This is a genomic window from Pseudomonas quasicaspiana (genome assembly GCF_021147825.1).
Taxonomy (GTDB): Bacteria; Pseudomonadota; Gammaproteobacteria; order Pseudomonadales; family Pseudomonadaceae; genus Aquipseudomonas; species Aquipseudomonas quasicaspiana.
On sequence record NZ_JAGTPI010000008.1, the window covers coordinates 15,295 to 35,722 of the forward strand.

The 20,428-nt window shown below is 56.7% G+C and carries 16 protein-coding genes; 2 read left to right on the top strand and 14 right to left on the bottom strand.

The window, feature by feature from the left end; translation table 11 throughout:
* Positions 1-8 precede the first annotated feature (8 nt).
* Positions 9-881 (top strand): efflux RND transporter periplasmic adaptor subunit, encoded by an 873-nt coding sequence (locus KDX30_RS07560; RefSeq protein ID WP_027900197.1) that lies wholly within the window; start codon positions 9-11, stop codon positions 879-881.
* Between the two features lie 358 nt (positions 882-1,239).
* Here KDX30_RS07560 and KDX30_RS07565 read toward each other — a convergent pair whose 3' ends face one another.
* The gene (locus KDX30_RS07565) at positions 1,240-3,240 is read right to left on the bottom strand and encodes a hypothetical protein (RefSeq protein WP_231675410.1); all 2,001 of its coding nucleotides are present in this window, start codon (positions 3,238-3,240) and stop codon (positions 1,240-1,242) included.
* Positions 3,241-4,325: 1,085 nt separating this feature from the next.
* Here KDX30_RS07565 and KDX30_RS07570 point away from each other — a divergent pair.
* Positions 4,326-4,538, top strand: a complete 213-nt coding sequence (locus tag KDX30_RS07570) for a DUF6124 family protein (RefSeq protein WP_122703880.1) — start codon at positions 4,326-4,328, stop codon at positions 4,536-4,538.
* Between the two features lie 144 nt (positions 4,539-4,682).
* On the opposite strand, the gene KDX30_RS07575 is transcribed toward KDX30_RS07570, so the two are convergent.
* From KDX30_RS07575 to KDX30_RS07635, 13 genes are all read right to left on the bottom strand, one after another.
* On the bottom strand, positions 4,683-5,495 hold the full coding sequence (locus KDX30_RS07575; RefSeq protein ID WP_231670628.1) for an SDR family oxidoreductase: 813 nt from the start codon (positions 5,493-5,495) through the stop codon (positions 4,683-4,685).
* Between the two features lie 17 nt (positions 5,496-5,512).
* The gene (locus KDX30_RS07580; RefSeq protein ID WP_231675411.1) at positions 5,513-5,977 is read right to left on the bottom strand and encodes a multidrug transporter; all 465 of its coding nucleotides are present in this window, start codon (positions 5,975-5,977) and stop codon (positions 5,513-5,515) included.
* Between the two features lie 195 nt (positions 5,978-6,172).
* On the bottom strand, positions 6,173-6,550 hold the full coding sequence (locus KDX30_RS07585; RefSeq protein ID WP_231675412.1) for a hypothetical protein: 378 nt from the start codon (positions 6,548-6,550) through the stop codon (positions 6,173-6,175).
* Between the two features lie 332 nt (positions 6,551-6,882).
* Positions 6,883-8,334 carry a mannose-1-phosphate guanylyltransferase/mannose-6-phosphate isomerase gene (locus tag KDX30_RS07590; RefSeq protein WP_099270426.1) on the bottom strand — a complete coding sequence of 484 codons (1,452 nt, stop codon included), beginning with the start codon at positions 8,332-8,334 and terminating at the stop codon, positions 6,883-6,885.
* 116 nt (positions 8,335-8,450) lie between these two features.
* Complete coding sequence (locus KDX30_RS07595) at positions 8,451-9,119, bottom strand: alginate O-acetyltransferase AlgF (RefSeq protein WP_027898946.1); 669 nt, start codon at positions 9,117-9,119, stop codon at positions 8,451-8,453.
* 13 nt (positions 9,120-9,132) lie between these two features.
* Complete coding sequence (locus KDX30_RS07600; protein ID WP_231675413.1) at positions 9,133-10,320, bottom strand: alginate O-acetyltransferase; 1,188 nt, start codon at positions 10,318-10,320, stop codon at positions 9,133-9,135.
* A 9-nt stretch (positions 10,321-10,329) separates the two neighbouring features.
* A complete protein-coding gene (locus tag KDX30_RS07605) occupies positions 10,330-11,907 on the bottom strand; it encodes an MBOAT family O-acyltransferase (protein ID WP_027898944.1) in 1,578 nt (525 codons plus the stop codon).
* A gap of 200 nt (positions 11,908-12,107) precedes the next feature.
* Positions 12,108-13,229: a mannuronate-specific alginate lyase gene (locus tag KDX30_RS07610; RefSeq protein ID WP_231675414.1), complete on the bottom strand. Its 1,122-nt coding sequence runs from the start codon at positions 13,227-13,229 to the stop codon at positions 12,108-12,110.
* Positions 13,230-13,237: 8 nt separating this feature from the next.
* Complete coding sequence (locus KDX30_RS07615) at positions 13,238-14,677, bottom strand: alginate O-acetyltransferase AlgX-related protein (RefSeq protein WP_027898942.1); 1,440 nt, start codon at positions 14,675-14,677, stop codon at positions 13,238-13,240.
* A 13-nt stretch (positions 14,678-14,690) separates the two neighbouring features.
* A complete protein-coding gene (gene algG / locus KDX30_RS07620; RefSeq protein ID WP_231675415.1) occupies positions 14,691-16,313 on the bottom strand; it encodes a mannuronan 5-epimerase AlgG in 1,623 nt (540 codons plus the stop codon).
* Between the two features lie 26 nt (positions 16,314-16,339).
* Positions 16,340-17,827, bottom strand: coding sequence for an alginate export family protein (locus KDX30_RS07625; protein ID WP_231675416.1), 1,488 nt, complete (start codon positions 17,825-17,827; stop codon positions 16,340-16,342).
* Entirely contained in the window at positions 17,824-19,242 is a 1,419-nt protein-coding gene (gene algK / locus KDX30_RS07630) for an alginate biosynthesis TPR repeat lipoprotein AlgK (protein ID WP_231675417.1), read from the bottom strand. The genes KDX30_RS07625 and algK overlap by 4 nt, the downstream gene beginning before the upstream one ends.
* 1 nt (position 19,243) lies before the next feature.
* A complete protein-coding gene (locus KDX30_RS07635) occupies positions 19,244-20,413 on the bottom strand; it encodes an alginate biosynthesis protein Alg44 (RefSeq protein ID WP_027898938.1) in 1,170 nt (389 codons plus the stop codon).
* Positions 20,414-20,428: the final 15 nt, after the last annotated feature.

The following is a 20,428-nucleotide window of genomic DNA, read 5'->3' on the forward strand; positions in this document are numbered from 1 at the left end:
TAGCCCTGATGAAAAAGCTCTTCAGTCTGATCGCCACGTTACTGGTTCTGGCACTGGCCATCTGGATCGGCCGCACCTTGTGGGTCAACTACATGGACACGCCCTGGACCCGGGATGGTCGGGTGCGCGCTGATATCATCAATGTCGCCGCTGACGTCAGCGGCACAGTGGTCGATGTGCCGGTGCGTGATAACCAACAGGTCAAAAAGGGCGACCTGTTGATGCAGATCGATCCCGAGCATTACGAGGTGGCGGTCAAGCAGGCGCAGGCATTGGTGGCTTCACGCAAGGCCACCTGGGAGATGCGCAAGGTCAACGCCAGGCGTCGTGCCGACATGGACAATCTGGTGATCTCAACCGAAAGCCGCGACGACGCGAGCAACATCGCGGTGTCGGCCCAGGCCGATTATCAACTGGCGCTGGCCGGGCTTGAAGCTGCCGAGCTAAACCTGCGCCGCACGCGGGTGCTGGCAGCGGTAGACGGCTATGTCACCAACCTCAACGTGCATCGCGGTGACTACGCGCGCATTGGCGAAGCGAAGATGGCCGTCGTCGACATGAATTCGTTCTGGGTTTACGGCTTCTTTGAAGAGACCAAACTGCCACATATCCGCGTCGGCGACCCCGCAGACATGCAGCTCATGAGCGGTCAGTTGCTCAAAGGTCACGTGGAAAGCATCGCCCGCGGCATCTATGACCGTGACAATCCGGAGAGCCGTGAACTGATCGCCGACGTCAACCCGACCTTCAACTGGGTGCGCCTGGCGCAACGCGTGCCAGTGCGCATTCATCTGGATGAAGTGCCCGCCGACGTGCTGCTGTCGGCGGGCACCACATGTACGGTGATTGTGAATCCAGAGGTGGGGCGTTCCGACGGATAACGATCACTCGGTTCAAGGCTGCATACCGAGTCGTCTGCATCGCGAGCAAGCTCAGCTCCCACAGATCTGGACCGCTTGGGTTCTGTGGGAGTCGCCCCGGTGTCCCTGACACCACGCTGTCGCGCAGCAAACACGGACCCTGTAGGAGCGCGCTTGCCCGCGATTCGGCCTGTCAGCCGATGAATATATTGCCTGTGCTGACGCGATCGCGGGCAAGCGCGCTCCTACAGTAAAAAGCATTCCAAATCAGATAGTTATATTTTGTTTGATAGGAGCAGAGCTTGCTCGCGATAGGGAACCCCGATCTATCTGGCAGATCATCTAACCTGGCGGTGCTCAATGTTGTCTGCGATGAGCTTCATGAGAACAATCTAAGTGTCGCCTCAATCCCCAGTCTGGCCTCGTCAGCCGCTGTTTTCTGAATCGCGCGGTTGAACGTGCGTTTGGTCAGTTCTCGCTCAAGTCGCGCCTGGTTGATACCCGCTGTTCTGCGCAACCCCTCAAGATTGGGAATGAATAAGCCATCCTTGTCGTAGGCACCGACAATCGCCAAGGGTGGTATATCGGTTGCGTAGTTGATCTCCACCGGAGCCAGATCCAGGCGGGGTGATTGAGGGTAGCGCACAGCAAAGTCATTGGCGTAAAGGTGATAACCGTCCAGCTTGCGCGCGTCGACAAGGTAGGTGTGACCCCCTTTAGCGCCTCCGTAAGTAAAAGCCCCAACGTGGTCCTGATCATAAAAAACTGATGTGGAGATCCCTCTGCCATCGGGGTCCAGCGCATCGTGGCCGCCACCAAATCCGCCGCGCACGCCGGTCGCCTGATGGATGTCTTTTTGCAGATCGGCAGCAGGGGTTCGCAGTTTGAAACCTTTTTTGAAGATGACATCGGGGGCGCGGGAGTCGCCGCGGAAAACAAAACCGCGATACACCGTGATGTCATACGATTCAATGAGCTGCTGTGAAAAATGCCCGTGCTTTTCCACCCACAGCTGAGTGGCCTGTGGGCCTTTTTTAAAGTCGGCATTCAGTTTCAATTCCAGCGAGCGCATCCTTGCCGAGTGTTTCGAGCGCTCCAGGGCATCAATCAAATAAGGCGTCGCTGCGGACGGCAGGTTCTTGGTTGTCAGGATGACTTTGAGCTTCTGTGCAAGTTGAGTTCTGGCCAACACTGAAAGTCCTTTGCCGACCACCTTCAGCACCAGAGGGGCAATGACTTCAGCCAGTGCGCCGATGATGGCAGCGCGGTACAAATCAGCCGCCACTTCGGGCAGGTCTTCCAGTTCGGCCCTGACTGCATCGGTGGCTGCAGAGGCGACGCCCAGCAGGAAAGCTGCGATCAACCTGATCGGCACCAGACTGACACTGACCGGCAGCGTGATACCTAGCGACAGGCCCGCCAGAAGATAACCGCTGAATTCGAGAGCCGAGTCAGCAAGCCGCTCTGCATCCGTCGACACCAGCGTATCGATATCAGACAGCAAGCGTTTATAGCTCAGATCAAACAGCGCATTGGCGATGTCGGGGCTCGCATGAAAGGTGATGGGCGCCACCCAGTAATACTTGGTCTCGAACCTGCGGACATATTTGACTTCGTCATTACCCGGCGTGAGTCGCTGATAGAGCGGGATCCGCGCCAACACTTTGTTGCGCAACGAGGCGTGACTTTCGATCAGCGCACGAAACTGACCGAAATCACGCGGTATTTCGTAGACCGACCGTTGCTGGGGTTCATTGCCCAGAAATACCAACAAACCTTGAACGGTCTGGTCTTCATAATACTCAGGCGTTGGCAGGAATACCGCCCGTTCCAGCTTCACTCGCGACGAGCCCTCAAACTGCACAAGTCGGGGTTCGATCCAGCCGCTCAAGTAATCATCAGCGAGTGTACTGAGCGTTGTCGCTGAGGCTCTATGCTCCAGATATCGACGAATAATGCTATCCAGTTCGTGCCGTGTGAGAAGCAGGGAAAGTTCTTTGACATGAGGGCGATTAAAGTGCGCCTCGACCTCACTGATATAGCGCGCCTGCAGGTTCACCGTGTCGAACAGCTCGCGCAGTTCGGGCGGGAACGCAGGCGGCCAGCGGATGCGGATGGAGGTTGCCCCTTTAAGGTCGTGGCGAAAAAAGTCAGTGACTATCTGATGGAGTTCAAAGGTGGCGATTCTGGAGCGGGGAGGGCTGACACCGATGAGTCCGCTTTGGCGATCTTCTGTGTATTCGACATTGATCTTTACGTTGCTGGTGAATAGCGCCTTGTGCGGCTCATGCATCGTTGAGCGCTTTATTGCTGTGCGAATGAAATCATCGATAAAAGCAAAAGGGGAAAGTAATCGAGGTTGCGAGACCGCGTCGATCAATTCGGCCAGCTCATTGGCCAGATGGTCGATATCGGCGGGGACTGTAACTGTAGTGCTCATTTGTCATTCCTTGACAGGCCGTGCGCAGTGCATCCATTGCTCTGCTCAGGCTATGGAATATAGAGGTTGGGACTTGGCGCGGTTGTAGGAATCTTCCTTGTTATCGCGGGTTAAAGGCGCGGGATGCAGGCGTCTTCTCAGCGCCGGGCGATAGCCGCTGTGGAGATCCCGCAGGATCTGCTTCAGCCGGGAGGGCGGTATTTTTGCTGAAAGATATTTAACAAACGCACCAGCGTCCTCCCGGCTAAAGCCTGTCCTGCGCAATGACGTAAAGCTGTGGGAGTCGCCCCGGTGTCCCTGACACCACGCTGTCGCGCAGCAAACACGGACCCTGTAGGAGCGCGCTTGCCCGCGATTCGGTCTGTCAGTCGATGAATATATTGCCTGTGCTGACGCGATCGCGGGCGCGCTCCTACAGATGAAAAAGTACTCCAAATCAAATAGTTGTAGTTTGTTTGATAGGAGCTGCCGATACCAAGCCCGGATCCTGTCAAACAAGATGCAATTTTCAGAGTTGACCCAAATCCTGTAGGAGCTCACCGAGGTTACGAGGCCAGCGATGGCGGTTATCTGACACACCAGCCATCGCTGGCCTCGTAACCTCGGTGAGCTCCTACAGTCCAGTTTTTGCTCCGCGACAGCGTGGTGTCAGGGACGCCGAGGCGACACCCACATGAATGAGCATCGTTTATGTAACTTCAGCTAACCAAATAACCCCGTCCTACACCCCATTCCTGCGGCCTTTTCCCTTTCTTCTGAGTGAAGTTTCCGAGAAAATCCCGAGCCCTTGCGCAGGGGGATTTCGGGCACTAGGCTGCGTCCGTCGTTGAGTATCAGCGATCGGGTTTAGCAGCCTGTTTGATTTCAATTCCAACGCAAGATCCGTCTATGGCGGCTTTGTGCGGGGCACCTTTGGGTGCGCCGGTTTATGGGATTGGGTCGCCGGTCTGCTAACCCGTATCAAAGTCGCCACCTTTGCTTGTTTAGCAGCGATCATTCGGTGGCCTAGCAAAAGGCCTAATCAGATGATCAAAGTAACGCCAGATCCACCACAACCTACGCTAGAAGAGTCCCTGCAGCACGTCAGTGACCTGCTGCGTTGCGCAGCCGCCACTGCCTACGAAACCGGCGACAGTCTTAACGGTCCCAAACGCGATTTAGCCTTCTCGGTGGTGCACTTGATTGGTATGGCCAAGACCGAACTGGAGCGCTCATTGGCGCGGGTGGAGTCCAGGTAAATCCAGGTTGCGAATGAGGACCACCGTGGGAGCGAATTCATTCGCGAAGGCGGCATAACAAGCGATGGATATGTATTGATCGTGCTGGCCCTTCGCGAATGAATTCGCTCCCACCGCGAGGCGTCCTTCAACATGGAGGTCCGCTCACAGCTTCTCATCCAACCCAAACCGCTGGCGCAGTTTTTTATCCAGTAAACCTTTGGGCAGTAACCAGCTCATCAGGGGCAAAACCCTTGAGCCATTTCCTGAGCGGAGCATGCGCGGTGGCGTCGGCTGTTGTACGGCGCGCAATACGTCGAGGGCGAAACGGGTGGCAGGAGTCGGGTTGTCCTGCGAAGCCTTGGCCCGTGCCCGAATCTCTTCGCGCAACGGCCACCATGGCGATTGCTCGTTAATCAGCAATTCGGCTTCATGGCTGGCGTTCTTCGCGAAACTCGTATCGATGGCGCCGGGCTGAACCTCCAGCACCTGAATCGAGAAGGGCGCCAACTCCAGACGCAACGCTTCACTCAACGCGTGCACCGCAGCCTTGGACGCGCAATAGGCCCCGGCAAAAGGCGTGACCAACACTCCGGAAACGCTACCGATGTTCACCACCAGGCCCTTGTTGCGCCGCAGTGCTGGAAAGAACGCACGGGTCACGCCCACGATCGAAAACACGTTGGTTTCGAACTGGCGCTGCATCGCCTCGACGCCGCCATCAAGCAACGGTCCCATGGCACCGTAACCGGCGTTGTTGATCAACACATCCAGCCCATCAAACCGGGCCGCCAATTGTGCCAGCCCAGCGCCATCATTGACGTCCAGTTGCACGCCAGTGAAACCCGCTGCGTTGAGAGCGGCAACGTCTTCAGGCTTGCGCGCGGTGGCCCAAACCTCATAACCGGCAACTTTGAAAGCATCCGCCAAGGCGCGGCCAATGCCGCTGGAGCAGCCGGTGATCAGGACGTTGGGCATTGAAGTGTTCCTATGAATTAGTCCGAAAAACTGCCTTGTAAATGCTCAGCCCGAAACTCCAGCGTCTGCGGGCGATAGCCTTGGCGCAGGGGAGGGAGCGGCAAACAATCCTGCCACTGGCTACCGGCCTGTAAATCGCCGGGGCCTTGATAGCGCGGGCCTGCGTAGGCGTCGTCGGTGAGGTTGACGGTATCGCCAGGCGCATACGCGGCCACACGCCAACGCAGCTCGCGCAGCGGGACGTCGTTGGTATTATCGATCAGTACCAGCAATGGCTTACCAACAGGGCATTGGTCCGGGGCGTAATTCATCCGCAGGCCCAGATGCTCCAGGCGGCGGGTTTCGCGACTGTCTTGCCAGATGACCACCATCGCCACAAGGCCCAGGCCAGCGGCGGCCGCCAGCGAGACAGGCAAGGCTTTGGCGGGATACTTCAGCAACAGGACTAGCCAGGTAAGGATAAGCAATGCGCCGAACAGCATGAGTCGCGCCTCGTGAACAGATGAGCACGCATCGTACCGAAAGCGGGCTGGAGTTTGCTAATGGTGATGAGCCATGCTTTCGGCGCGACGCACGCTCCTACACATAATCACAGAACCTGTTGGAGCGCGGCTTTCCCGCGAAGCATTCAGCCCGGGCCACGTACCCAAAGGTAGTCATGGTATGCGTAGAGGCTTTCAGGCGACGACGGTATAGGTTGTGGTTGATGCTCCGCCGTACCAATGATCCTGATAAAGAAAGCTGAGTTCGAATTCGAATCTGTCTCCGTTTTTGAAAAGATTATTTATATCCGCTGCGCTATAACGGGCCTCTGTGTCTACGCCAGACGAGATGTTGGTCTGCTTGATCATGAGCCCCAAACCGACGGTGGGGGTAAATAGAACTCTCTCGAAGGTGGTACTAAATGTGGGCATGACCACGCTGAACCCACCGTTTGCGACTGCTAATGGTATTTGGTCGCTGCCTAGCGTGACTTCTCGAATGTAAGGTACGGGGAATTGTGTCTTGGCATCCGGAATCGGAGGTGATTTAAGGGCATCCTCATAAGTTTTCATTTCACTAGTCCTTTTGTTTGTTAATCCATTAACAAACCCTGGCTGCTTGCCGATTTGTTAAACCCAGCCTACTCCCGTTCAGCACGGCCCGGTACTGTCATAAATGACAGTCGCCGACAGATGGCGGCCTGTGAGTGATGCGCCGTCAGGAGCTGCCGCAGGCTGCGAAGGCGATCAGCTGGAGACCCTACGGTTCGCAGCCTTCGGCAGCTCCTACGGGGAAGAGCGGTATTTTTCAGGCCAAAAAAAACCTCAACAACCTACTGCGGATGGGGTACGCAAAAGGTTGTTGAGGTGTACTGCTCGTTGCCGATTGCAGTTAAAACAGCAGATTAACGTGCAATGGTTTGCGTCTTGACGCCAGCTTCCAGTTGAGCGGAGCGACCGTAAACGTCTTCGTAACGTTCGATGTCGTCTTCACCCAGGTAGCTGCCCGATTGAACTTCGATGATTTCCAACGGGATCTTGCCTGGGTTTTTCAGGCGGTGAACCGAGGCAATCGGGATGTAGGTCGACTGGTTTTCGGTCAGCAGGAACACGTTCTCGTCACAGGTAACCTGTGCAGTGCCCGATACCACGATCCAGTGTTCGGCGCGGTGGTGGTGCATTTGCAGGGACAGGCTGGCACCCGGTTTTACCGAAATGCGTTTGACCTGGAAGCGGCCGCCCATGTCGACGGAGTCGTATGAACCCCATGGACGATAGACTTCAAGGTGGTTCTGAGTCTCGCTACGGCCCTGCTCATTGAGCGTGTTGACCATCTGCTTGACGCCCTGAACCTTGTCCTTGTGAGCAATCATCATGGCGTCTTTGGTTTCGACGACAACGATGTTGTCCAGACCGATCACCGATACCAGTTTGCCGTTGCCGTGGATCATGCAGTTGCGGCTGTCCTGGATAACCACGTCGCCTTTGGTGACGTTGCCGTTGGCGTCTTTCTGCTGCACAGCCCACAGCGAGGACCAGCAGCCCACGTCGTTCCAGCCAGCGGTCAGTGGCACAACGCAAGCGCGCTGGGTTTTTTCCATCACGGCGTAGTCGATGGAGTTGTCCGGGCAGCAGGCGAAGGTGGCTTCGTCGATGTCGATGGTGTCGCCTTCTTGCTTGCTGCGCTCCAGGGTCATCATGCAGGTGTCGTAGATGTCCGGATCGTGCTTTTTCAGCTCTTCGAGGAAGCGGCTGGCACGGAACAGGAACATGCCGCTGTTCCAGTAGTAACCACCCGCTTCAACGAACTCGGTAGCGCGCTGTTCGTCAGGCTTCTCGACGAAATGCGATACGCGGCTCACGCCTTCTGGCAGCAGCGCATCAGCAGTGGATTTGATGTAGCCATAACCGGTTTCCGGCTTGGTGGCCGGCACGCCGAACAGAACCATCTCGCCACGCTCGGCCGCAACAGTGGCCAGCGCCAGTGCGCGTTGCAGAGCTTTCTGATCTTCGATCACGTGGTCAGCAGGCATGACCAGCATCAGCTCGTCGTTGCCTTCGCTGAGCAGGTGCATAGCGGTGATGGCAACGGCTGGCGCAGTGTTGCGGCCAAACGGTTCCATGATCACGGTCTGGGTTTCGAGGCCCAGAACACTCAGTTGCTCGTTGACGATGAAACGGTGTTCTTTGTTGCAAACCACGATCGGTGCTTGCATGCCTTCGAACTTCAAACGCTCGAGGGTTTGCTGGAAGAGGGTGTGGTTCCCGGTCAGCGCCAGAAACTGTTTAGGGAATTGTTTACGCGAAAGCGGCCAGAGTCGTGAACCGCTACCGCCTGACAAGATCACTGGAATCATGTTGTTTCTCCAAGAGCATTTCGAAATAGGGCTGTACGTCGGTCTGTCGTTTCTGTCTTGTTTTTGTTCCGTGTCGATCGGCCCACTCATCAGTGGGCCGACTGACTAATCCTTTATTAGCGAGTCGCTACCGGTGGTTTTACCCATACCGGAGACAGGCCACTGCCGCTACCGGTGATGTACAACACGGCGGCTTCGCCACGCTCCAGGGCAACCGGTTTCAGGTCAGTCACTTTCTTGTCGCCGTCGTACAGCGCCAGGCTGACTTTTACCGGATTGATTTCACGCTCACCGGTGCCTTTGGCAGCAACGGTTTTTACGACTTCGGTTTTGCCGTCAGCAGTCTTCAAGGTCAGTGCCTTGTCGCTCAGGTTCTGTACGCGAACCAGGGATTTCTGCTTGTTTTTGAACGGTGGTTCTTCAACCAGTTGTGGCTTGCCGCTGGCGTTGTTGACCAGGGTGTAATAGTGGTCGCCTGCCAGTTTCACCGGGACGCTTTGGCTGCCCAGTTTGGCGGTGTAGTCACCTTGTGGCATGAAGCTGAATGCAGTGCTGCCCTGTGGTGCTACTTCGTTCATGTTGGTGTTGCCAACCGAAGCGCTGATCTCGGAGCTGCTGGCGTTGTAGACACGCACGAAGGTCGAGCCTTTTGGTGCGGTTGGGCCGTACAGCGCGGAGTCACCGGCGAATGCTTGCAGGGTGAAGAGGCTGATACCGGCAGCCAGTGCGCAGGTTTTCAGCAGGCTTTTCTTGGCAGTGCGAGTGTTCGAATTCTGTAGGTTCATCTGTTTAGTCCTCTCAGTTTTGGGCCTGGTTTGGCGAGTCGGAAGGTTTGACGTTCTGAACGACGTTTTGTTGCGTTTTGATCACGTCAGGAGCAGCTTTTTTTAGCTGTGCAATCCACTGCTGATCAAAGTCTTTAAGGTCGTTGTGAACGGGCAGATAACGTTCCGGAAATTCCCAGATCAATACTTGCGGCGGGCTGTTTTTGAACGCGTCGGTTTGCAGGTATTTGAGCATCGGCAGGATCGGGCCGTGGCCGTCTTCCGCGTAGTTCACAACATCACTGTGCAGCGCCTCTTTAAGCGCACCGACGAAGTTCCAGTTCGGGTTGGCGCTGTAGCTTGTGCCCACCAGACCAACGGCGACATCGCTGTCGGCGAACAACGCGTCATCGCCTTCGGCCTCTGCGGCTACCGGGTCAGTGCTGCGTTGTTGCAGTTGATCCGGTTGTGGCAACAGGTTGCTGAACAGCGGGTCAAGAGGAAGGAAGTTGGTCAGGTCGCCTTTATAAGGCGCTGTTTCCTTGGCCTGGGTGACGAACTTTTCAGGCTCGCCGCTCAGTGGCGTCTGCTCTGCGATGACCGTGCCCAACTGCTTGGCCACAACTTCGGCACCCATCGGCGTCCAGTGGGTATCGGTGCGCAGGAAGACCTGGCCGTGTTGCTTGGCACCTTGCAGTGGTGTCAGCAAATCAGGCGCGACCAGACCGGCTTGCGCAGCGTGCTCGTGGAACTGCTGATAAAGGTCGGTGTGCAACGTGGCAGGTTTGTTGTCGCCAATGTGCTCGGGATACAAGCGGGTCTTGGCAGGAATAATCGCCAGCACCAGCTTTGTACCTTTGGCGTTCAGTTCGTCGCGTACGCCCTGGATGATTGCCAGGTTTTCCGCTTCGTTCTTGTCACCGTTGGCGATGGCATCGAACTCTTCATCAGTAAACAGCCACTGATCCTTGCCAAGTACAACGCCCGGACGGCCTTCGTTGAACAGCTTGTAATCCAGCGCTGCCCAGAGGTTGGTGCCCAGACGCTTGATCGGAAACTCTTCGTCGTAATGAGTTTCCGCTGCCTTGGTCCACTTACCGTTAAGCACGGTGGTTTCCGGGGTGGTCGAGAAGCTGGCAAAGCTGCGCAGCGACCAGATACCCAGGATCAGCAGGATAGCCAGGAACAGGGTGATGTAGAGGATGCGTAATGAACGGGTCATGGCAGGTCCTCAGAATTGGAAGTAAAGGAACGGCGAGAAGCTTTGCGCCGACAGTTTGAGAATCGAAGCAATGAACAGCAGCAGGATCAGTGCGCGCATTGCGTAACGTGGCCAGTCAGCAACCCAGTAAGCAGGCTGTACCTGAGCTTCAGTACCCACGATGTAGCCTGGTTCGTGAATGCTTCCTGGTTTGTCACCCGGTACGGCTTTGATCATGCCTGGCTGCGCAGTGGCAGGGCCGTCAGCCTGAACACCCAGATCCGGGTTGCTCTTGCTGGCAGCTTTTTCGGCAGGACGGTTGGCATAGAAGTCACGCAGACCGAAGAACGCCAGTGTTGCGTAAGCCACGACCATGGTCGCCACTTGCAGACCGGTGAGGCTGGCCTGGTTGAGTTCCGACAGTTTCCAGTCACCGAAGCCAAACATCGCGCTGTACATACGGCCGGCAACGTGCAGGTTTTCGGAGCGGAAGATGACCCAGCCAGTGACCACGATCAGGAAAGTCAGGGCCCAGCGCAGTACGTTAAAAGTACGTGGTGCGGTGTTCAGGCCGATGGCTTTTTCGATCGCCAGCCAGATACCGTGCCATGCACCCCAGATCACGTACGTGATGTTGGCGCCGTGCCACAAACCACCCAGCAGCATGGTCAGGAACAGGTTGCGATAAGTCGCGAACTTGCTGCCACGGTTGCCGCCCAGAGTGATGTACAGGTAGTCACGCAACCAAGTGGAGAGGCTGATGTGCCAGCGACGCCAGAACTCGGTGATCGACTGGCTGATGTAAGGCTGTTTGAAGTTTTCCATGAAGCGGAAACCCATCATCAGGCCCAGACCAATGGCCATGTCGCTGTAACCGGAGAAGTCGAAATACAGTTGCGCGGTATAAGCCAGTGCACCCAGCCAGGCGTCGCCTGTGGTCGGGTTTTCCAGCGCGAAGCAGTGGTCAGCGACAACGGCGAGGGTGTCGGCGATGAACACTTTCTTGATGAAGCCCTGCATGAAGCGCGTGCAGCCTTCGGAGAACTTGTCCAGGGTGTGGGTGCGATTGTTGAACTGGTCAGCCAGGTCACGAAAACGCAGCACAGGGCCTGCAATCAAGTGCGGGAAGATCGCGACAAATGCAGCGAAGTCGATCAGGTTGCGTGTGGCCGGGGTATCACCGCGGTACACGTCAATGATGTAACTGATGGACTCGAAGACATAGAACGAGATACCGATTGGCAGCAACACGTGGGTCAGGATGAACGGTTCCAGACCGACCGACGTCATCATTGCGTTGATGCTGTCGACGCCGAAATTGGCGTACTTGAAGTAGCCGAGGATACCGAGGTCGACCACCACGCCCAGCAACAGCCAGCGTTGAGCCGGCTTGGTGCGAACGCCTGCCGCACCAATCTGCAGGCCGATCCAGTAGTTCCACACCGTTACGCCGATGAACAGCGCGAGGAAGTCCACACGCCACCAGGCATAGAACACATAACTGGCAATCAGCAGCAGCAGATTGCGATAGCGTTGCCCGCTCAAGTAGTACAAGCCGAGGAAAATCGGCAGGAACAGGAACAGGAACACGTTGGATGAGAACACCATCCTGATATCTCCGTTTATCCATCAGTCAAGGGCCCAAAGCCCCCCCAAACCCCCCACACCGATGTGGGGGTTAACGCGTTACCTGTAGGAGCTGCCGAAGGCTGCGATAAGGTCGGTACGACCTTCAAGCAACTCCGAAATCAGCGACTGCTCCGCAGCCGATCGCAGCCTGCGGCAGCTCCTACAGTTTCAATCGTGTATCAACCGCCTTTGTCGCCCTTCTCATGCTCAGGGTCGTAGACCTTGGTCAGGTCACCGCCCAGACGGAAGGTTTTGAAAGGTTGTTTTTCGTGCTTGTCTTCAAGTACTTCAGGGCTGCAGGTGTAGAGCGAGCAGTACGGTTCCAGCCAGGCAAATTTCGGATCCTTCTTGAGGTCCGTCATGTCCTGTTTTTCACCGTTTTTAGCAGCGAAGGCTGCCGGGTCTTTCACGCCAGACAGCACGCGATCAGCCAGACGTTTCAATGCACCATTGTTTTCCGGACGCAGGTCTACACCGTTGGCCTGCGCAAAGCTGGCGATCATCGCCAGTGGCGGCAAGGCGTAGTTGTGATAGGAGAGGGCACGCTGACGACGCTTCATCTCGTTCGGCAAGTAGCCTTCCGGATCGACTTGGCTGGCGGCGACTTTGAATTCTTTGATTGCCCAGTCGAACAGGTCCTGACGGTTGGTGGCGACAGCCGTTGCCATCACCGACCATGCGGCCCAGTACGAGTGGTTGTTGATTTTTTCCATCGGCAAGTTGCTCCAGTCACTGATGACCTGGTCAGCCAGTTTGCTGAACCATGCCTCAATGATCTGCGCGTCCGCCTGGCGGTTGGCCAATGGATGCGAGTCGGAGAACTTCAAGCGCAGGTAAGCGGAGGACATGCTGCCCAACGCCCATTTGCGCATCGATTTACCGGTATGGTTGAAGTCCTTGGACTCCAGCGCATCAGCCTTGGCCCAGGTAGTCATCATGTTCAGCGCGCAATCGAGCTGTTCTGGACGACCATCGCGCATGTACTGCATCACGACTTTGCTGACGCCACGCTCAAGGGTGGTGATGTCTTTGGTCGCACTGCGAAACGCTTCTTCGGACGCTTCGTTCAGGGTCGCACGCGCCTTGTCTGAACCTTCGTATTTGCTGCGAAACACCAGCTTGTCGGTGTAAGGCTTTGGAACGGCGTCACAACTGAAGTTGTGGTCGCCGGTTTTCATTTTTTCGATCGGAGCGTCGTAGCCTTTGGGTGGCACGAGGTTCGCGGCGCTGGCGGCCCCGGCGCCACCGGCCATAATGGCCAGTGACAGCAGGGTAGGTAACATCAGTTTCGGAGTGTGCATAGGTAGCCTCATAACCCGGCTTGCGCAGTTTGCTGCGCAGTGCCTGGGAACACGTTGCGTTTGCATACTTTCGCTTCGACTTTCTGGGGTGCAGTGCCCGCTTCCGGACCCTGGATTTCCAGTGCTAGCAGTTGCTGGTCAGCCCAGTCTTCATCTGTTCGCAGTTCGAAGGAGAAGCGCCCGTCTGTATCGGATGTTTCCGGTTTTTCGATTTTCAGATCTTCGTGACGACCGTTCATGTACCAGAGTCTGGCTTGCAGAACTTTTACCGACGTGTCGGCAAAACGGATGTCGATCTGATTGCTGCCATTGCGGATGTTCTTGATTCCATTCTTACCGTTGACCAGCACTTCGTTGTTGCCGGTTTTCAGCGTGGTGCTTGCACTCATCAGTGCAGGTTTGCCTTCGCAGCCGTTATCCAGCAGCGACATCATCTGGCGGTAAATGGTCTCCTGGTCCAGGCGATACAGCGGCGAGAATTCCCAGATCAGGATTTTTGGTGGACGTTTCTGGAAGTCTTCACTGCCCAGGTACTGCAACATCGAACCTTCCAGACCACCGCCAGGGAAGGCGACGTTGAGGATGTCGGCACCGATGTACTCTTGCAGGAAGCCGGCGAAGTTGTAGTTCTTGCCGCTGTGACTGGTACCGACTAGAGTGATTTCCGGGTTGCCGGAATCACCGAACAGGTCGCCGTCACCGGCCTCGCCTTTAGGCTCGGTGGTGAACTGGTCCATGTACTGGATCGCGTAGGTGTTACCGCACAATTGTGCTGCCATGTTGTGCAGGGTACCGGTTTTGCCCATGCGTCCCGAAACGTGGCTTTCGAATTCACGCTTTGGAATGTCGGCGTAGCCCGGGATTTTCTTCACGGTTTCGGCAACGATTTTCGCGGTGCGCTGAGCGCCGTATGGCGTCCAGTGCTGGTCGCCGCGGAAATAGAAATCATGGGCCTGTTGCTCGTTGGTCAACGGCGACAGATCTGGAACCCAGTAGCCCATCTTGTCGAAGCGACCGAGCATGGCCTTGTAGTTGGTCAGCGCTTTTTCATAGTCGAACTTGTCGCGTTCGGCAGGGAACAGTTTGTTGCGATCCACAAGGCCGCGAGTCGGCTGATACACCACTACCAGTTCAACGCCTTTGCTCTTGAAGGCATCGTGCAGTTGTTGCATGCGGCGATAGCCTTCTGGCGTGGTGTTGAATTCGGTACGCAGGTCTTCCTGGGTACGGAACAGCCAATCACCTTCTGCTTGCACCAGCGTGGTGAAGTTCTGCTGGTAGCGCGTGGTGTAATTTCTGGCGTCATGCGCTTGCGGGCACAACTGGCAGCATGGCTCAGCGGTGAAGTTGGGCGCTTGCAACTCGTCTGCACGTGCGCCGCTGCTGATTGCCATCAGTGCTGCGGTCAGGCCGGACAGGCTGAGTAATTTGATCAAGTGTGCGTGCATAAACATTACCTTCTCAGTCCTGAAGTTCTTTCTGGCTTTCGACCGGATCGATCAGCACGGCTTTCTGTTGGCGTACCAGCAGGTCAAGGATTTCATCCTGACGTTCGCCCAGAATGCCGGCGAAGCTGATACCGCTGTTCTTGGTCGGAGCCAGCATCGCCACTCGGTAGAGTTCGATACTCAGTGGCGAATCGATCGACAGTGGGCCCGAGTTATTACCGGTCAGTTCACCACCGACAACAATCAGCGACACCTTGGATTCGAACGGGTCGAGCGCGATGTCGCGGTCGGTGTTGCTCAAATCCTTGATGTGCCCGTAGACACCCAGCAGACCGTTGGCCATGGCGATGTTTTCGTAAAGGCGGATGTTCACGCTGTTACGAACGCGTATGCCGTGACGACGGTTAGCGATGACCTTGTTGCCCCACAGCAGGTTGTCGCCGCTTTCGTACAAGGTGATGCCGTCAGTGTGGTTCTGGTAAACCTCGTTGTAGGCAACGATGTTGTTGACGCTGTTACGGTCCAGAACCATGCCGGACAACTTGTTGTTGTGAGTCTTGTTGTTGAAGATGAAGCTGTCGTTCACCTCACGGGAAATAATGATCCCGTGCTTTTTCTTGGTTCCGTAGACGTCGTTTTCGGCAATGATCAGACCGTGGGAACGGTCGTGTGGGTCGATGCCGTAAACGATGTTGTCGCGGTAGGTACTGCCTTTGACCACGAAGTCTTTGGTTTCATAGCAGTAGAAGCCGTACCACATGTCCGAGAACTCCGAGCCGACGATCCAGCCGGTCGGATCGGGCTTGTTCATTTCTTTGACCATGTTGGGCGTGTACTGGGAAATACTCACACCGTAGGACTTGCTCTGGTCGTAACCCAGGCTCGCCATTTTGGTGTTGATGATGTAGACCTCAGAGCCACCCCAGGACAGCAGGAACGGACGGAATTCATCGGGCTTGCGGAAGGTCGACGGCGTGTTGTCCTTTTCGCGCCAGCCATTCATCTGGGTGTCGCTCATGAACAGCTTGCCTTCAACGACCAGGAATGCGCCTTTCTCTTGAGACAGGCGCAGCTCCTTGGTTTTCTTGTTGGCTTCGAAGATGCCGGTAGCCTTGACCAGAATCGGCAGGCGAGCCACGTAAGTGCCTGGCGATACTTCGCTCAGGTACTGTTTCGGGACTTTTTTCGCCAGATCCTGAACCGTCACATAGCCGTCTTCGATGATGATTGCCTGCGGGATGCCTTGTTGACGGGCAACCCATTCGGCCATCTTGTTATCGCCACCGATAAACTCTTTCAGACCCACTTCCGACATCATTCGAGCCACTCGAATCTTGCCCGCTTTGGTGCGGACAATTTTCTTGGCAGCGGCTTCGGCGGTGTAGCCGGAGAGGTCTGGCAGCTTGGGTTTTTCCAGGTGCAGTGTTTCCACCGGCGGGCTGCTGATGGTGTAGTTTTTGGCCTGCTGCAACTCTTTGACCACTGCCGCACCGTTCACCGGAGCCGGGACCGGGTTAACCGGCACTGTGGCGGCCATGGCGGAGCTGGCGAGCAACAGCGCGCCGCTCAGCACTGCGCTTTCGAGCAGTGCTTGTGGCCATGCGCGGTTGCGCAGACTGCTTGCTTGACTGTTCATCTCATCGCACTCCTTTCGCGGTTGCATCAGAAGCGCCAGATGACGTCGACAATGGCGCGGTGCATGTAGCTGTCGACTTCGCTGCCATAAGCATCACCCGGTTTGAAGACACCGGCACGCAGACGGACGAGCGCTGAAGGTTCGTCCATCGACTGACTGAGTGCCGCAGGCAACAGACCGCCTTTGAAGTATTTGGTCACGACCAGGTCCATTTCCTGACCCAGGTCTTTTTCGCCGTCGGTGGTCAGTGGCAGGGACGAGAGAACCCCGTTGTCATCTCTGCCAACCGCGTTGATGCCCGAGGTGCCGATGCGAGAGTCACCATCGGTGCGGCGGAACTTGTGGTAGATCAAAGAAGCGTCGTATTCATCCTGCATTTGCCAGGACGCAAACAGCGAGCCGCTTTCCACGTTGGCCATGTCGGCCTGGAATGCTTCACCGAAGCGGTGGATGCGTGAGCGAGTACCGGTCCAGTTTGAGCGGTTGGATTCCAGACCGTTCTGTTCGTATTCCTTGCTGGCGCGCGAGTAGGCGGCGCCGACTTGCCATTGCGGGTCCAGACGGAAACGCAGACCCAGGTCAGTGGCCCAGCCATTCACGTTGCTGCTGGTTTTCGGACCTGCTTCAAACCGCTGGTCAGTCGTCGAGTCGAACGGTGTAGTGATACTGTCACGATCACCGGTCAGCCAGGTCAGGCTGCCCCAGTAATTGATCGGGTTGGTGTTGCGATGGTTGTAAGCATCGCTGTTGGCCTGAATGCCCAGCCAGGTGAGGTCACCATTGGAGGTCTTGTCCAGATCATCAACTTCCTGACCTGGCTTTTTCAGGTTGCCGTCGTCCTGGCTATGGTGTGCACGCACACCGGCCCATTGGCCCGGCATCCACTGGTAGCTGACGTCACCGAAGATATGTTTGCGGTCTTCATCCCGCGGGGACAATTCAGTCAGGTCAGTGCGGTATTCGCTGAAGCGTTGAGCAACGCCCACGTCTGCTTTGAGCAGTGTCGTGTCGAAGACCCAGTTAACGGCCTCGATATTCGTGTCGTGCCACTGGCCATCGTCATTGCGCAGACGCTGACGACCGACTTTGAGTATCTCGCCAGGGTAGGCGGTGAAGCCGCTGTAGCCAATCCAGAATTCGCGCAAGGCCAGATAGCTCTTGTCGACTTCGCGCTCGCTGGCATTGCCACGAGACTGAGTGGTTTGTTGGGTTGCGGCGTCGGTTTGTTCAAGAGGGTCAGTCTGAATGGTGTCAGTGGCAGTCACCACTTGACCCATCGCATAACCGCTCCAGTCGCCACGTTCGCCATAGACCCAAGGACGCAGGTCCAGACCGAGACCGTTTACATCGCCACCGGAGCGTGTGCCCAGGTCGCGGTCGTCTTCGGCCTGGCCGCTGATTTTTACTTCCAGACCAAAGTTCTTCTCTTCGGTCAGGGCCGCCAGTGTCGGCGTAGCCCAAAGCAGGGTAAAGCCAAGACCCAGGCCTGCGGCCATCAGGGGATTCAACTTCATAGTGGTGCGTCCTCGCCGTCTTCTTCTTTCAGGGCTTGAATGGCCAGCGCGTTTTGGCTGGTGATGCCCCGGACGTTTTTCTCTTGCTGCAACAGCCGTTGGGCGGTGGCGAGTTTTTCAGGGGGCAAGGCGGTGCTGATTTCCTGCGCGAGATCAGTGGCAGCCGGCGTCGGCGTTGGAGCCTGAAGCGCCAGTTGGCTGAACACCCAGGCATTGACCGGGTTAGGCATGGTGCCTTTGCCTTGGGAGAACAATTGGGCAATGGCAAAGTCAGCGCTGTTCTGGCCGCCACGTGCAGCGATCAGCAGTTCGTCCAGTGCCTTTTGCGATTCGACCTTGCCGAGGTAACCACGGCGGTAGATCTGACCCAGGTAGTAATGCGCGGAGAGCTCACCACCGGCGGCGGCTTTTTTCATGTGCTCTTCGGCTTTGCGTGAATCAGCCGGTACCCATTTACCTTCGTAGTACAGGCGACCCAGCAACAGCTCGGCGCGGGGTTGGTCCGCAGCACGACCGTTATCCAGGTATTCCATCATCTTGTTGACGTCGCCCAGTTCGGGGAAGTCGTAAAGCAGTTTGGCCAGTGTTACCCATGAAGCGGGGTAACCCGGTGCAACTTGCTCAAGCAATTGCTGAGCGGTTTTTTCATCGGGAGTACCGATGGACGCATCACCCAATACGCGGGCTACGCTGTCCACACGCTGAGCACCGACGCCGCCAACGGAATAAGCACTTTTCAGTTGCTCGACCACGGCGGTGCGCTGTTCGTTCTGGCCACGTTTCTGATAGACCGTCACCAGTTCGACGTAGCAGATGTCGACTTTGCTCAGTGCGTTTTTGCAGATGTTTTCCACGTCATCCAAGTGCTGATCGTAAGTGCCCTGGGTGCGGTACAGAAGCACTTGGGCCAGACCGGCTTCCGGATAACCCTGTGCACGCCACTCGCTGATTTTCTGCTGGGCATTCACGTTCGGAAAGCTGTGCGGGAATTGCAGGTAAAGCATGGCCAAAGGCGTCAGCGAACTGGTATCGCCACTGGCGAAGGCCTTTTTCAGCAGGCTTTCAGCTTCGTGGTGTTCCGCTTCAGTCGCGCCCGGTTTGGTCGCCAGCAGGCGACCCAGACGAGCTTGAGCACGCGGCGACGTTTCAGCAGCAGCGCGATAAGTGGCTTCAGCTTCCTTGATGCGCTGCGGATCACCGCTTTGCACTGCAATGTCAGCCAGGCCTACCTGTGCATCGCTGTAGCCCAGGTCCGCCAGTTGCCGATAGTTCTGTTCTGCCAGAGCGGTGTCGCCGTTCTTCAAGGCTTCATTGGCCAGGCGTTGATCGGGCAGACCGGCACAACCGGTCAGCGCGATGGCAACGGCCAGGCTCAATAGGGTAGGGCTCGACAATCGTTGTAATGGGCTACGCATGTTAGAGACCCGCGGCCATGGCTTTGTCGATCAGCCAGTTCATCGATGGACCACGATCGCTGGTGACTTCAACCGGACGGCCAGCCAGGGAAGTGTCCAGCACTTCGTCAGGCTTGATCTGCACGCGGATATCGGTGGCCAGATCGGTTTCGCTCAGGTTGGTGCTGCTGACGATTTTGCCGCTGCGAATGTTGTCTTCACCGGCTACCTGGAAGTTAACGCGGGTACCTGGCTTGACGTCGTTGAACTGGCGATAGGTGAAGCGGGCTTCAACGTTGGCTGCGGTGTTACGCGGTACCAGTTGGAAGATCACCTGGCCTTTGGCAGCGAACTGACCATCGGAAACCAGTTGCTTGGCAATCACACAGTCGCAAGGGCTGGTGAGGGTGCCGGCCATTTGCTTGCCATACAGCTCTTCGATTTTTGCAGGTTGCAGGTCGTCGCCGTTCAGGCTGCCCTTGAGCATTTCCAGCATGCTGGTGTTGAACGAGGCCATTGGTGCGCCCTTGGCGACCGGAGTGTTGACCGCGACCAGGCTCTGCACGGTGCCTTCACGCGGCATCGTTACGTCCATGGCTGGCAAGGTGACCAGGCCGGCCGAGGAGTGGCTGACGAAGTACAGGCCGTAAACGGTTTTGAAGATAAAGCCGAATGCTGCCAGACCGACGATGAAGATACCGAGGGTGAAGGTCACTGCGCGCAGGCGACCCAGAGCGCTCATGCCGTCGCCGCTGCCTTTCACCTTGCGTGCTTTGGTGAAGTTGTCACGCTGCAGGGTAGCCAGCACTTCACCCATGCTGACGATGTCGCCGCTCAGGTGCGACGTGATCAGGTGACGCAGGGTGGCGATGTCTTGAGCTTCCAGATTCTGGAACTGGCAACCCACGCGACCGGTGGAAGGATCAATGGAGCGCACCTGCATCTCAACGTCCATGGCCAGGCCAAGGTTGTCGATCAGGAACTGCAGGCGCCCCTTGATAACTTCACCTGCCGTTGGGCGCTGCTGCGCAGGCGCGACGAAGCTCAGGCCGCCAGCGGACAAGTCTTCAACTTGTACCAGAGGCGCGTTCGGGGCTTCGAGCAAGCGCAGCTTGGCCGGGATTTTGACCCGGGCGTGTTGGCGCTGGGCTTCGGATTCGTGTACGACGTTTGCATTCACGGCTGTATTCATGGCTAATTTTTCCTA